Annotated in this window: 15 protein-coding genes; 14 read left to right on the top strand and 1 reads right to left on the bottom strand. The window is 43.3% G+C overall.

Features of this window, described 5'->3' with window-relative positions; translation table 11 throughout:
* Positions 1-21 precede the first annotated feature (21 nt).
* From clpX to whiA, 6 genes are read left to right on the top strand one after another with little or no spacing between them, the layout of a single operon-like run.
* Positions 22-1,254, top strand: a complete 1,233-nt coding sequence (clpX, locus tag N5909_RS06080) for an ATP-dependent Clp protease ATP-binding subunit ClpX (protein WP_025169664.1) — start codon at positions 22-24, stop codon at positions 1,252-1,254.
* A gap of 8 nt (positions 1,255-1,262) precedes the next feature.
* Complete coding sequence (yihA, locus tag N5909_RS06075; RefSeq protein ID WP_033681523.1) at positions 1,263-1,850, top strand: ribosome biogenesis GTP-binding protein YihA/YsxC; 588 nt, start codon at positions 1,263-1,265, stop codon at positions 1,848-1,850.
* Between the two features lie 9 nt (positions 1,851-1,859).
* Positions 1,860-2,240, top strand: a complete 381-nt coding sequence (locus tag N5909_RS06070; protein WP_001140420.1) for a RidA family protein — start codon at positions 1,860-1,862, stop codon at positions 2,238-2,240.
* 50 nt (positions 2,241-2,290) lie between these two features.
* Entirely contained in the window at positions 2,291-3,181 is an 891-nt protein-coding gene (gene rapZ, locus N5909_RS06065) for an RNase adapter RapZ (protein ID WP_271630983.1), read from the top strand.
* A complete protein-coding gene (locus N5909_RS06060) occupies positions 3,178-4,155 on the top strand; it encodes a YvcK family protein (RefSeq protein ID WP_084886654.1) in 978 nt (325 codons plus the stop codon). Before rapZ ends, N5909_RS06060 begins: the two co-directional genes overlap by 4 nt.
* Positions 4,152-5,063, top strand: a complete 912-nt coding sequence (gene whiA, locus N5909_RS06055; protein ID WP_000011295.1) for a DNA-binding protein WhiA — start codon at positions 4,152-4,154, stop codon at positions 5,061-5,063. Before N5909_RS06060 ends, whiA begins: the two co-directional genes overlap by 4 nt.
* A gap of 31 nt (positions 5,064-5,094) precedes the next feature.
* Here whiA and N5909_RS06050 read toward each other — a convergent pair whose 3' ends face one another.
* A complete protein-coding gene (locus tag N5909_RS06050) occupies positions 5,095-6,063 on the bottom strand; it encodes an NAD(P)/FAD-dependent oxidoreductase (protein ID WP_271630982.1) in 969 nt (322 codons plus the stop codon).
* A 138-nt stretch (positions 6,064-6,201) separates the two neighbouring features.
* On the opposite strand from N5909_RS06050, the gene cdaA reads away from it, so the two are divergent.
* The 8 genes from cdaA (at position 6,202) to N5909_RS06010 (ending at position 14,603) form a co-directional block, all read left to right on the top strand.
* Positions 6,202-7,059 carry a diadenylate cyclase CdaA gene (gene cdaA, locus N5909_RS06045; RefSeq protein WP_125448153.1) on the top strand — a complete coding sequence of 286 codons (858 nt, stop codon included), beginning with the start codon at positions 6,202-6,204 and terminating at the stop codon, positions 7,057-7,059.
* Positions 7,046-7,825, top strand: coding sequence for a YbbR-like domain-containing protein (locus tag N5909_RS06040; RefSeq protein WP_261029146.1), 780 nt, complete (start codon positions 7,046-7,048; stop codon positions 7,823-7,825). Before cdaA ends, N5909_RS06040 begins: the two co-directional genes overlap by 14 nt.
* A gap of 25 nt (positions 7,826-7,850) precedes the next feature.
* Positions 7,851-9,203 (top strand): phosphoglucosamine mutase, encoded by a 1,353-nt coding sequence (glmM, locus tag N5909_RS06035; RefSeq protein WP_271630981.1) that lies wholly within the window; start codon positions 7,851-7,853, stop codon positions 9,201-9,203.
* A 73-nt stretch (positions 9,204-9,276) separates the two neighbouring features.
* The gene (locus tag N5909_RS06030) at positions 9,277-9,651 is read left to right on the top strand and encodes a DUF1149 family protein (protein ID WP_001050081.1); all 375 of its coding nucleotides are present in this window, start codon (positions 9,277-9,279) and stop codon (positions 9,649-9,651) included.
* A 1-nt stretch (position 9,652) separates the two neighbouring features.
* Complete coding sequence (locus N5909_RS06025) at positions 9,653-10,501, top strand: DegV family protein (protein ID WP_049511119.1); 849 nt, start codon at positions 9,653-9,655, stop codon at positions 10,499-10,501.
* A 270-nt stretch (positions 10,502-10,771) separates the two neighbouring features.
* On the top strand, positions 10,772-11,539 hold the full coding sequence (gene dapB / locus N5909_RS06020; RefSeq protein ID WP_000027873.1) for a 4-hydroxy-tetrahydrodipicolinate reductase: 768 nt from the start codon (positions 10,772-10,774) through the stop codon (positions 11,537-11,539).
* The gene (locus N5909_RS06015; RefSeq protein WP_333908959.1) at positions 11,536-12,735 is read left to right on the top strand and encodes a CCA tRNA nucleotidyltransferase; all 1,200 of its coding nucleotides are present in this window, start codon (positions 11,536-11,538) and stop codon (positions 12,733-12,735) included. The genes dapB and N5909_RS06015 overlap by 4 nt, the downstream gene beginning before the upstream one ends.
* Positions 12,732-14,603 (top strand): ABC-F family ATP-binding cassette domain-containing protein, encoded by a 1,872-nt coding sequence (locus N5909_RS06010; RefSeq protein WP_271630980.1) that lies wholly within the window; start codon positions 12,732-12,734, stop codon positions 14,601-14,603. The genes N5909_RS06015 and N5909_RS06010 overlap by 4 nt, the downstream gene beginning before the upstream one ends.
* The last annotated feature ends 18 nt before the right edge of the window (positions 14,604-14,621 follow it).

Raw genomic sequence — 14,621 nt, 5'->3', positions numbered from 1 at the left:
AGAATAGAACGGAAGGAAATCATGCCTACAACTAGGAATAATGATATGATGGTTTATTGCTCGTTTTGTGGCAAAAGCCAAGAAGAAGTACAAAAAATAATCGCAGGCAACAACGCCTTTATCTGTAATGAATGTGTGGAGTTGGCTCAGGAAATCATTCGGGAGGAGTTGGCTGAAGAAGTCTTGGCAGACTTGTCTGAGGTGCCAAAACCAATCGAACTCCTCCATATCTTGAACCACTATGTAATTGGTCAAGATCGTGCCAAGCGTGCCTTGGCAGTAGCGGTTTACAACCACTACAAACGTATCAATTTCCACGATACGCGTGAGGAGTCAGAAGATGTGGATTTGCAGAAGTCAAACATCTTGATGATCGGCCCAACTGGTTCAGGGAAAACTTTCCTTGCTCAGACCTTGGCGAAGAGCTTGAATGTGCCTTTTGCGATCGCAGATGCCACAGCTCTTACGGAGGCTGGTTATGTAGGTGAGGATGTGGAAAATATCCTCCTTAAACTCTTGCAGGCTGCTGACTTTAACATCGAACGTGCAGAACGTGGGATTATCTACGTGGATGAAATTGACAAGATTGCCAAGAAGAGCGAGAACGTATCGATTACACGTGACGTTTCTGGTGAAGGGGTACAACAAGCCCTTCTCAAGATTATCGAGGGAACTGTTGCTAGTGTGCCACCTCAAGGTGGACGCAAGCATCCACAACAAGAGATGATTCAAGTTGATACTAAAAATATCCTCTTCATCGTGGGTGGTGCCTTTGATGGCATTGAAGAAATCGTCAAACAACGTCTTGGAGAAAAAGTCATCGGATTTGGTCAAAACAATAAAGCGATTGATGAAAACAGCTCATACATGCAAGAAATCATCGCAGAAGATATTCAAAAATTCGGTATTATCCCTGAGCTGATTGGACGCTTACCTGTCTTTGCAGCTCTTGAGCAATTGACTGTTGATGACTTGGTTCGTATTTTGAAAGAGCCAAGAAATGCCTTGGTCAAACAATATCAAACCTTGTTATCTTATGACGATGTTGAGTTGGAATTTGACGACGAAGCCCTTCAAGAAATCGCCAATAAGGCTATCGAACGCAAAACCGGTGCGCGTGGTCTTCGTTCCATCATTGAAGAAACCATGCTAGATGTCATGTTTGAAGTACCGAGTCAGGAAAATGTGAAATTGGTTCGCATCACAAAAGAAGCTGTCGATGGAACGGATAAACCAATCCTAGAAACAGCCTAGAGGTGACTATGGAACTGAATACACACAATGCTGAAATCTTGCTCAGTGCGGCAAATAAGTCCCACTATCCGCAGGATGAATTGCCAGAGATTGCCCTAGCAGGGCGGTCAAATGTAGGCAAGTCTAGCTTTATCAACACCATGCTCAACCGTAAGAATCTGGCCCGTACGTCAGGTAAGCCTGGGAAAACTCAACTTCTCAACTTCTTCAATATCGACGACAAGATGCGCTTTGTGGATGTGCCTGGTTATGGTTATGCCCGTGTTTCCAAAAAGGAACGTGAAAAGTGGGGGCGCATGATTGAAGAGTATCTAACGACTCGGGAAAATCTCCGTGCGGTTGTCAGTCTAGTTGATCTTCGTCATGACCCGTCAGCAGATGATGTACAGATGTATGAATTTCTCAAATACTATGAGATTCCGGTTATCATCGTTGCGACTAAGGCAGATAAGATTCCTCGTGGTAAGTGGAACAAGCACGAATCAGCAATCAAAAAGAAATTAAACTTTGACCCAAGTGACGACTTTATCCTCTTTTCATCTGTCAGCAAGGCAGGGATGGATGATGCTTGGGATGCAATCTTAGAAAAATTGTGAGGTAAAGAAATGGCAAAAACAATTCATACAGATAAAGCTCCAAAGGCTATCGGACCATATGTTCAAGGAAAAATCGTTGGCAATCTTTTGTTTGCTAGCGGTCAAGTTCCCCTATCTCCTGAAACTGGGGAAATCGTTGGAGAAACGATCCAAGAACAGACAGAGCAAGTCTTGAAAAACATCGGTGCTATTTTGGCAGAGGCAGGAACTGACTTTGACCATGTTGTCAAAACAACTTGTTTTTTGAGTGATATGAACGACTTTGTTCCTTTTAACGAGGTTTACCAAACGGCCTTTAAAGAGGAATTCCCAGCTCGTTCAGCTGTGGAGGTAGCTCGTCTTCCTCGTGATGTAAAAGTCGAAATTGAAGTTATCGCAGAGATTGGATAAGCTAGTTGAAGTTTGGTTCTGCCAAACTTCTTTTGATATAAGGAGAAAAGATGATAAAGAAACAACTTCACTTGGTGATTGTGACAGGGATGAGTGGCGCAGGGAAAACAGTTGCCATTCAGTCCTTCGAGGACTTGGGATATTTCACTATTGACAATATGCCGCCAGCTCTCTTGCCTAAGTTTTTGCAGTTGGTGGAAACAAAGGAAGACGACCATAAGTTGGCCTTGGTGGTGGATATGCGTAGCCGTTCTTTCTTTTCAGAGATTCAAGCTGTTTTGGATGAGTTGGAAAATCAAGATGATTTGGATTTCAAAATCCTCTTTTTGGATGCAGCTGATAAAGAATTGGTCGCGCGCTACAAGGAAACCAGACGGAGTCACCCACTAGCAGCAGACGGTCGTATTTTAGACGGAATCAAGTTGGAACGTGAACTCTTGGCACCTTTGAAAAATATGAGTCAAAATGTGGTGGATACGACTGAACTTACTCCTCGTGAGCTGCGTAAAACCATTGCAGAGCAGTTTTCAGATCAAGAGCAAGCCCAGTCTTTCCGTATCGAAGTCATGTCTTTTGGTTTTAAATATGGAATCCCGATTGATGCAGATTTAGTCTTTGATGTCCGATTCTTGCCAAATCCCTACTACCTACCAGAACTGAGAAACCAAACGGGTGTGGATGAACCAGTTTATGACTATGTCATGAATCATCCTGAGTCAGAAGACTTTTATCAACATTTGTTGGCCTTGATTGAGCCGATTTTGCCAAGTTACCAAAAGGAAGGGAAGTCTGTTTTGACTATTGCCATGGGTTGTACGGGTGGACAACACCGTAGTGTGGCCTTTGCTAAACGCTTGGCGCAGGACTTATCCAAGAATTGGCCTGTCAATGAAGGGCATCGTGATAAAGACCGAAGAAAGGAAACGGTAAACCGTTCATGAGAAAACCAAAGATAACGGTGATTGGTGGAGGGACTGGGATCCCCGTCATTCTTAAAAGTCTACGTGAAAAAGATGTGGAAATCGCTGCTATCGTAACGGTGGCAGATGATGGTGGTTCATCAGGTGAACTCCGAAAAAATATGCAACAATTGACACCGCCAGGTGATCTTCGTAATGTCCTTGTGGCCATGTCGGATATGCCTAAGTTTTATGAGAAAGTCTTTCAGTATCGCTTTTCTGAAGATGCTGGAGCCTTTGCTGGCCATCCATTGGGTAATCTCATTATCGCTGGCCTGTCAGAAATGCAGGGTTCGACCTATAATGCCATGCAGTTACTGAGCAAATTTTTCCATACAACTGGGAAGATTTATCCTTCCAGTGACCATCCCTTGACCCTTCATGCAGTCTTTCAGGATGGGACAGAAGTGGCTGGAGAGAGCCATATTGCAGACCATCCAGGCATGATTGACCATGTCTATGTGACCAATACCCTCAACGATGATACGCCTCTGGCTAGCCGTCGAGTAGTGCAGACCATTCTTGAAAGTGACATGATTGTCCTCGGACCTGGTTCCCTCTTTACCTCGATTTTGCCCAATATCGTGATTAAGGAAATTGGGAAGGCTCTTTTGGAAACTAAGGCAGAAATCGCCTATGTCTGCAATATTATGACCCAACGTGGGGAGACGGAACACTTTACAGATAGTGACCACGTGGAGGTCCTGCATCGTCACCTTGGTCGCCCTTTTATCGATACTGTTTTGGTGAATATCGAAAAAGTGCCTCAGGAATACATGAATTCCAACCGTTTTGATGAATACTTGGTGCAGGTGGAACATGATTTTGCTGGTCTTTGTAAGCAAGTTCCGCGTGTGATTTCATCCAACTTCCTTCGTCTGGAAAATGGGGGTGCCTTCCACGATGGAGATTTGATTGTGGATGAATTGATGCGGATTATACAGGTGAGAAAATGAGTTTCACAGTAGCAGTAAAAGAGGAAATTCTTGGTCAACACCATCTCAGTCGTTATGAACTATCGGCCATTATCAAGATGTCTGGCAGTATCGGTCTATCTAGTTCGGGCTTGACCTTGTCAGTCGTAACTGAAAATGCTAAGTTAGCTCGGCACCTTTATGAGTCCTTTCTCCATTTTTATGAGATCAAGTCAGAAATTCGTCACCATCAGAGAAGCAATCTTCGCAAGAATCGTGTCTATACGGTCTATACAGATGAGAGGGTGCAGGAGCTTTTAGCTGATTTGCGACTTGCGGATTCCTTCTTTGGTTTGGAGACGGGTATTGATCCCGATATCTTAGCAGATGAAGAGGCTGGTCGTGCTTACTTATGTGGGGCCTTTCTGGCAAATGGTAGCATCCGAGATCCGGAGTCTGGCAAGTACCAGTTGGAGATCAGTTCTGTATATCTGGACCACGCCCATGGACTAGCCTCTCTCCTTCAGCAGTTTTTGTTGGATGCCAAGGTTATTGAGCGAAAGAAAGGTGCAGTTACCTATCTCCAGCGTGCAGAGGACATCATGGATTTCTTGATCGTGATTGGGGCTATGCAGGCGCGTGATAACTTTGAGCGCGTCAAGATTTTGCGTGAAACTCGTAACGATCTCAATCGAGCCAATAATGCCGAGACAGCTAATATCGCTCGGACAGTTTCTGCCAGCATGAAGACTATCAATAATATCAGTAAAATCAAAGATAGAATGGGTTTGGAAAATTTACCAGTGGATTTGCAGGAGGTGGCTCGCTTACGGATCCAGCACCCAGACTACTCTATCCAGCAGTTGGCGGATAGCCTGAGCAATCCCCTGACCAAAAGTGGTGTCAACCACAGACTCAGAAAAATAAACAAGATTGCAGATGAACTATAAAACCACGAATCGTTGATCCGTGGTTCTTTTATTATAAACTGGTCGAGTGTTTGGGTTGTACTTTTTGCTCAGGGTCGATGTAGTTAATGGCATTGTTAACAGCGGTTGGTGCTTCACCCAGTCCTGTGGCAATCAAATCAATCTTTCCTTCGTAGTAGCAGCAGTCACCGATAGCATAGATACCTGCTTGGCTAGATTCCTGTTTGCTGTTGACAATAATCTTGTGACGGTTGAGGTCTAGACCCCAGTTTTTAAGGTTACCAACAGAAGATTTGAAACCATAGTTGACAAAGAGGTGGTCTAGGTCAATAGTTTCTGTTTCATCAGATTTGACTTTTGTGATTTCAAGTTTATCGAGTGTTTTTCCATCTCCAAGGAGTTGGCTAGGGACGAATGGTGTCTTGATGATCACAGAAGATTCCTGCAAAGCTTGGACACTGTGTTCCAAGGCGCGGAAATTATCTCTGCGGTGAACAAGGGTAGTTGGTGCAATTTTTTCAAAAGCCAAAGCCCAATCCACAGCCGAGTCTCCTCCACCAAGAATCGTCACTTTCTTACCAGCATATTGCTGGATGTTGGAAACGTGGTAGTGGATATTTTCATAGTCTTCAACGCCTTCTAGTTCCAGAGGACGTGGTTTGAAGGCACCGCCCCCCATAGCGATGATAACAGTTTTAGACAGGTGACTTCCTTTAGAAGTTGTAATTACAAAGCCTTCTTCTTGTTTTTCAATCTCAAGAACCGTTTCATTGAGATGAATAGGGGTATCAAAGCCGTTTAACTGTTCAATCAAGCGGTTGGTCAATTCTTCTCCAGTCAGGTTTGGGAAACCTGGAACGTCGAGGATTTCCTTTTCAGGATAGAGAATAGCAGGTTGTCCACCTAGTTGTGGAAGGGAGTCGATGATTTGGACCTTGGCTTGGCGTAGGTGGGCATAGAAGGCTGCAAAAAGTCCGACGGGACCACCACCTACAATGGTAATATCATAGAGTTGAGACATGGTTTCTCCTTTGTTTTTTCTAGTCAGTTTATTTTATCATATTTTTTCTTTAATTTAAAATGAAGTAGGATAGGGAAAAAAATGTCAGAAAAATGGTATAATAGAAAGGAACGTGTTTGGACAGAGAGGAGACAGCAGATGAACTTTCAACAATTATCCAACCTGCAATATTGGACTAGCTTGTTTTCTAGTCCTTGGAGTATTGCTATCAATGTGTTTGATATTTTGATTGTGGCCTATATTTTATATCGTTTTACAAAAGCGATAGCTGGCACCAAGATTATGATTTTGGTGCGTGGGGTCGTGATCTTTGTATTAGCCCAGGTTGTGGCCAATATCCTTGATTTAACAACGATTTCTTGGTTGATTAATCAGATTATCACCTATGGGGTTATTGCTGCGGTTGTTATCTTCTCTCCAGAGATTCGGACTGGTTTGGAACGCTTGGGAAGGGCGACAGATTTCTTTTCTACTGCTCAAATTAGTGCAGAGGAGCAAATGATTCGTGCCTTTGTCAAGTCGGTTGAATATATGAGTCCTCGTAAGATTGGTGCTCTGGTTGCCATCCAACGAGTTCGGACCTTACAAGAATACATTGCGACAGGGATTCCTTTGGATGCCAATATTTCAGCTGAACTCCTTATTAATATCTTTATCCCCAACACTCCCCTACACGATGGTGCTGTGATTATCAGAGAAAATCGAATAGCAGTAACCTCTGCCTATCTTCCCTTGACAGAAAGCACAGGGATTTCCAAGGAATTTGGGACCAGACACCGGGCGGCTATCGGTTTGTCAGAAGTATCCGATGCCTTGACCTTCATCGTCTCAGAGGAAACAGGAGGCATTTCTATTACCTATAACGGTGTTTTCAAGCACGACTTGACGATTGAAGAATTTGAAGCAGAGCTACGAGCAATTCTTTTGCCGGCTGTTGAGGAAAAAGTCAGTTTCAAGGACCGTTTGCTAGGAGGTTGGAAATATGAGAAAAAATAGTCTATATATCATTTCATCTCTCTTTTTTGCTTGTGTCTTATTCATTTATGCAACGTCAACCAACTTTCAAAATAGCAATACCGCAAGGCAGGTCAAATCAGAAACCTACACCAATACGATAACGAACGTTCCTATCGATATTCACTATGATAATGACCAGTATTTCATTAGTGGATTTGCATCAGAAGTTTCAGTGATATTAACCGGAGCTAATCGTGTGACCTTGGCCAGCGAAATGCAGGAGAGCACTCGTAAGTTTAAGGTCACAGCGGATTTGACGGATGTCAGTGTTGGAACGATTGAAGTTCCCTTGAATATTGAAAATCTTCCAAATGGAATGACTGCTGTGGCAACGCCTCAAAAGATTACAGTGAAAGTTGGGAAGAAGGTTAAGCGAGATGGGATGCTTGTTGTGCCACAAGTTGACCAAAGCCAGATTGATCCCAAGCTACAAATTGATAGTGTAACCGTGTTAAATGAACGAGTTTCGGTTACGACAGATCAGGAAACATTAGCGAAGATTGACAAAGTTATTGCGCTTCTGCCTACTAGCGAACGGATTACGGGTAATTATAGTGGTTCAGTACCTTTGCAGGCTATTGATCGCAACGGGGTAGTCTTACCGGTAGTTATTACTCCGTTTGATACGACAATGAAGGTAACTACAAAACCTGTGGTATCGAGTTCAAGTGCATCTAATTCAAGTGCAAGTAGTTCGTCGGAGACGTCTTCGTCAACTAAATCAAATAGTTCAAAAACGAATTAAAAAATAGGAAAAGGATTTTATAAAAATGGGTAAATATTTTGGGACTGATGGAGTCCGTGGAGAAGCTAACGTAGAACTAACACCAGAATTGGCTTTTAAACTAGGACGTTTTGGAGGCTATGTTCTTAGTCAACATGAAACGGAAGCACCGAAAGTTTTTGTAGGACGTGACACACGTATTTCCGGGGAAATGCTAGAATCAGCCTTGGTGGCAGGTCTCCTCTCTGTAGGGATTCACGTCTACAAACTTGGTGTCCTTGCAACACCAGCAGTAGCTTACTTGGTAAAAACTGAAGGAGCAAGTGCTGGTGTCATGATTTCTGCTAGCCACAACCCAGCCCTTGATAATGGGATTAAGTTCTTTGGTGGTGATGGCTTCAAACTAGATGATGAAAAAGAAGCAGAAATTGAAGCCCTGCTAGATGCTGCAGAAGATACTCTTCCTCGTCCAAGTGCTGAAGGCTTGGGAACCTTGGTAGATTATCCAGAAGGCTTGCGTAAGTATGAGGGCTACCTTATTTCAACTGGAACTACTCTTGATGGAATGAAGGTTGCCTTGGATACAGCTAATGGTGCCGCTTCTACTAGTGCCCGTCAAATCTTTGCAGACCTTGGAGCTCAATTGACTGTTATAGGGGAAACACCAGATGGTCTTAACATCAACCTTAATGTTGGTTCAACCCACCCAGAAATCCTTCAAGAAGTGGTCAAAGAAAGCGGTTCAGCTATTGGTTTGGCCTTTGATGGAGACAGTGACCGTTTGATTGCTGTTGATGAAAATGGGGACATCGTTGATGGTGACAAAATCATGTACATTATCGGGAAATACCTTTCTGAAAAAGGACAATTGGCTCAAAATACAATCGTGACAACTGTTATGTCTAACCTTGGTTTCCACAAGGCCTTGGACCGTGAAGGCATTAACAAGGCAGTCACTGCAGTTGGCGACCGCTATGTTGTGGAAGAAATGAGAAAATCAGGCTACAACCTTGGTGGTGAACAGTCTGGTCACGTCATCTTGATGGATTACAATACCACAGGTGATGGTCAATTATCAGCTGTCCAATTGACAAAAATCATGAAGGAAACTGGTAAGAGCTTGTCAGAGTTGGCTGCAGAAGTAACTATCTATCCACAAAAATTAGTCAATATCCGAGTGGAAAATGCCATGAAGGAAAAGGCTATGGAAGTTCCAGCTATCAAGGCTATCATCGAGAAGATGGAAGAAGAAATGGCAGGGAATGGGCGTATTCTTGTTCGCCCAAGTGGAACAGAGCCTCTTTTGCGTGTCATGGCAGAAGCGCCTACAACAGAAGAAGTGGACTACTATGTTGATACCATCGCAGACGTAGTTCGAGCTGAAATCGGGATTGACTAAATCCTAGAAAACTAGATGAAAATAAAAAATTATGGTACAATAGCTTATAATATTGTAGCCGAGGGAGAAAGACATGAATCTTAAACGTGAACAAGAATTTGTTAGTCAGTATCATTTTGATGCGCGTAATTTTGAATGGGAAAATGAAAATGGAGCTCCTGAAACTAAGGTGGATGTGAACTTCCAATTAATTCAACATGACCAAGAAAATCAAGTGACTTCCTTGATTGTTGTCTTGAGTTTTATGATTGTATTTGATAAATTTGTCATCAGTGGAACCATTTCACAGGTGAACCATATCGATGGTCGTATTGTTAACGAACCAAGTGAATTGAACCAAGAAGAAGTGGAAACCTTGGCTCGTCCATGTTTGAACATGCTCAACCGTTTGACTTATGAAGTAACTGAAATTGCATTAGACTTACCAGGAATCAATTTGGAGTTCTAATATGAAATTAGCTGTTATCACAGATTCCTCTGCCTATCTCAGTGCAGATACCTTGCAAAGAGAAGATTTATTTGTCTTGGATATTCCTGTTAATATTGATGGTGAGGAGTATGTCGAAGGGATCAATCTGACTGCTGAGGAATTTTACCAAAAAATGGCTCAGGCTTCTGAATTGCCTAAGACCAGTCAACCAAGTATTGCCAAGTTAGATGAGATTCTAACTTCGCTTAAAGAACAAGGCTATACACATGCTTTGGGGCTTTTCCTATCTTCTGGAATTTCAGGTTTTTACCAAAATATCCAGTACATGGTCGATGATTATGAGGGATTAACCATTGCCTTCCCAGACACTTTGATTACAAGTGCTCCTCTGGGTATCATGGTTGAAAGTGTCTTTAACTGGCGAGACCAGGGTGATGACTTTGCCATTATTCAGGATAAGCTAGCTATCCAAATTAGTCACACATCTGCTTTCATCATGGTCGATGATTTGGACCACTTGGTTAAAGGTGGACGCCTTTCAAATGGAGCTGCGATTTTGGGCAATCTGCTAAGCATTAAGCCAATCCTCTATTTCAATAACCAAGGTGTGATTGAAGTGTACGAAAAAGTCCGTACTGAAAAGAAAGCAACCAAGCGCTTAATTGAAATTATCAAGGAAGCAACAGCTTCAGGCCAATACCGTATCATTGTCATTCACGGAAATGCCCCTGAAAAGGCTGAGGAATTGCGTCAGCACTTACTTGAATCTGGAGTAGGTTCGGATGTTTCACTTGCTACATTTGGTAGTGTCATTGGAACACACCTAGGAGCAGGAAGCATTGCTCTAGGTTATATTCCAGTAATTTAGTTTGCGCTTCTAGGCTAGTTAAGAAATAGCAATTGAACACGCCTGGAACCCTCTGTGAAAAAGATAGTTCTTCCAAGGAGGGAGGAGACACTCCTTGATTAGAACTCCTATTTTCACTCTGTGTTCTTACAGGCTTTGTATCTTAGAAATTGAACACGGACTACCTGCCTCTTGAAAAAAGATGCCTGTCTTGCCTTTCATGGAAAGTCAGCGTCATTCCCTATTTTTCAAGGGCAGCTATCGTCCTTTATATCTTAGTCAGGAGTAGAGATGAGTATTCGAGTAATTATTGCTGGTTTTAAGGGAAAGATGGGCCAGGCTGCTTGTCAGATGGTCTTGGCTGATCCAGACTTGGACTTGGTAGCAGTTTTGGATCCCTTTGAGTCTGAATCAGAATGGCAGGGTATTCCTGTTTTCAAGGATAAGGCTGATTTGGTCGGTTTTGAAGCAGATGTCTGGGTAGACTTTACTACACCAGCTGTTGCCTATGAAAATACACGCTTTGCTCTTGAAAATGGCTTTGCTCCAGTAGTTGGGACAACAGGTTTCACGAGTGAAGAAATTGCAGAGCTAAAAGCATTTTCTCGTGCTCAAGATTTGGGTGGCTTGATCGCTCCTAACTTTGCCTTGGGTGCTGTTTTACTCATGCAATTTGCAAGGCAGGCTGCTAAATATTTCCCAAATGTGGAGATTATCGAGCTCCATCATGACAAGAAAAAGGATGCTCCGAGTGGAACTGCTATTAAAACAGCTGAGTTAATGGCAGAAGTTCGAGAGTCTATCCAGCAGGGTGCAGCAGATGAGGAAGAATTGATTGCAGGTGCTCGTGGTGCTGACTTTGATGGCATGCGCATCCACTCAGTTCGTTTGCCAGGCTTGGTAGCCCATCAGGAAGTCATCTTTGGCAATCAGGGAGAAGGATTGACACTCCGTCATGACTCCTATGATCGCAGCTCCTTCATGACAGGGGTGAATTTGGGAATTAAAGAAGTTGTCAAGCGTCATGAGCTTGTCTATGGATTAGAACACTTATTATGAGATTAACGCAAATGCCTTCTGAATTTCAGAAGGCTTTACCAGTATTAGAAAAAATTAAAGAAGCAGGTTTTGAGGCCTATTTTGTTGGAGGTTCTGTTCGAGATGCCCTCCTCAATCGTCCTATCCATGATGTGGATATTGCGACGTCTTCTTATCCAGAAGAAACCAAGCAGATTTTTCCGCGAACAGCCGATATCGGAATCGAGCATGGAACTGTCTTGGTCTTAGATGGGGACGAGGAGTATGAGGTGACTACTTTTCGGACAGAGGATGTCTATGTGGACTATCGCAGACCCAGTGCGGTCTCTTTTGTGCGCTCGCTAGAAGAAGACCTCAAACGCCGTGATTTCACAGTCAACGCCTTTGCCTTGGACGATACAGGAGAAATCATTGACTTGTTCCATGGGTTAGAAGATTTGGAAAAGCAAGTCTTACGAGCAGTTGGAGTGGCAAGTGAGCGTTTCAACGAAGATGCTTTGCGGATTATGCGTGGCTTCCGTTTTCAGGCTAGTCTTGGCTTTGAGCTTGAGTCAGAAACATTTAAAGCTATGAAGACTTTGACGCCGCTTTTGGAGAAAATTTCTGTGGAGCGTACCTTTGTTGAATTTGATAAACTCTTGCTGGCTCCATTTTGGAGAAGGGGCTTGGCTTCCATGATTGAGAGTCAAGCTTATGACTATCTCCCTGATATGGTATCTAGTCAGGACAAGCTCAACAAACTGTTTGATTTGGAGACTGATTTCACTTTTGAAAGCTCTGAACAAGCCTGGGCGGCTCTACTGTGGGCTTTGGAGATTGAAAATGCGCAGCCATTTTTGAAAGCTTGGAAGACCTCACGCCAGTTTGCTAAGCAAGTTCAGGATTTGCTGACTATTTTGGCCTTGCGTGAAAAGGGAGAATTGAGCAAGCGCGATTGTTACCGCTTTGATTTAGATTTACTTTTACAGGCTGAAAATCTTCGTCAGGCCCAAGGAAAAGAGGTCAACCCACAAGCCATCACAGAAACTTACCAGAGTCTGACCATTCATGACAAGAAAGAAATCCAAATCAACGGTGGTATTTTGATCAAGGAATATGGTTACCAACCTGGCCCAGACTTGGGAGAGATTTTAACAGAGATTGAATATGCCATTGTCGATGGAGAATTGGAAAATGACCGTCAAGCCATCCATGCTTATCTGAGGGAGAAAAAATGAGTGATTTTATCGTTGAAAAACTAAGTAAATCCGTCGGTGACAAGACGGTTTTTAAGGATATTTCCTTTATTATCCATGACCTAGATAGAATTGGTCTGATTGGTGTCAATGGAACGGGCAAGACCACCCTTTTGGATGTTCTTTCTGGTGTGTCTGGCTTTGATGGGGATGTCAGTCCTTTTTCAGCTAAAAATGATTACCAGATTGGTTACTTGACTCAAGATCCTGATTTTGATGATAGCAAGACGGTCTTGGATACGGTCCTATCCAGCGACCTCAAGGAAATCCAGCTTATTCGTGAGTATGAGTTGATCATGCTCAACTACAGTGAGGATAAGCAGGCTCGTTTGGAACGGGTTATGGCAGAGATGGATTCTCTTCAAGCTTGGGAAATTGAGAGTCAGGTCAAGACCGTTCTCAGCAAGCTGGGTATTCAAGACTTATCTACTCCTGTTGGGGAATTATCAGGTGGCCTAAGAAGACGAGTCCAGTTGGCGCAAGTTTTACTTGGCAATCACGACCTCTTGCTTCTGGATGAGCCGACCAACCATTTGGATATTGCGACTATTGAGTGGCTGACCCTCTTTTTAAAAAATTCTAAGAAGACAGTTCTCTTTATCACTCACGATCGTTATTTCTTAGACGCTTTGTCAACACGGATTTTCGAGTTGGATCGCGCAGGCTTGACAGAGTATCAAGGGAATTATCAGGACTATGTTCGCCTTAAGGCGGAACAGGATGAACGCGATGCGGCTCTTCTCCACAAAAAGGAACAACTCTATAAGCAAGAATTGGCCTGGATGCGTAGACAACCGCAGGCGCGTGCGACCAAGCAACAGGCTCGTATCAATCGTTTCCACGACCTGAAAAAGGAAGTTTCAGGCGGCGTTGCTGAGACAGACTTGACTATGAACTTTGAAACCAGTCGGATTGGGAAGAAAGTCATCGAGTTTCAGGATGTTTCATTTGCCTATGAAAACAAGCCTATTTTGCAAGATTTTAATCTCTTGGTGCAGGCCAAAGACCGTATTGGAATCGTTGGGGACAACGGTGTTGGAAAATCAACCCTGCTTAATCTGATTGCAGGCAGTCTTGAGCCGACAGCAGGACAAGTTGTGATTGGGGAAACAGTTCGCATCGCCTATTTTTCTCAACAAATTGAGGGATTGGATGAGAGCAAGCGAGTTATCAATTATCTGCAGGAAGTGGCAGAAGAGGTCAAGACCAGAGGTGGTTCTAGTACTTCGATTGCAGAGTTGCTGGAGCAGTTCCTTTTCCCACGTTCGACTCATGGAACCTTGATTGAGAAATTGTCTGGGGGAGAGAAAAAACGTCTTTATCTCCTCAAACTGCTCTTGGAAAAACCAAATGTTCTCCTTTTGGACGAGCCAACCAATGATCTAGACATTGCGACCTTGACAGTTTTGGAGAATTTTTTGCAAGGCTTTGCAGGTCCTGTCTTGACAGTTAGTCACGACCGTTATTTCTTGGATAAGGTAGCGACCAAGATTCTAGCTTTTGAGGATGGCAAGATTCGTCCATTCTTTGGTCATTATACCGACTATCTTGATGAAAAGGCCTTTGAAACAGAGATGGCCAATCAAGTGCAAAAGGCTGAAAAAGAAAAAGTGGTCAAGGTGCGTGAAGACAAGAAACGCATGACCTATCAAGAAAAGCAGGAGTGGGCAAGCATTGAAGGCGATATTGAAGTCTTGGAAAATCGTATCGCTGCTATTGAAGAGGAAATGCAGGCCAACGGCTCTGACTTTGGTAAGTTAGCTACTCTCCAAAAAGAGCTAGATGAGAAAAACGAAGAACTCCTTGAAAAATACGAGCGCTATGAGTACCTAAGTGAATTTGATAGCTAGAAGAATAGAAAAATCCCG

Source organism: Streptococcus gwangjuensis (assembly GCF_028156745.1).
GTDB lineage: Bacteria > Bacillota > Bacilli > Lactobacillales > Streptococcaceae > Streptococcus > Streptococcus gwangjuense_A.
This window is presented reverse-complemented; position numbering and strand designations above follow the sequence as displayed.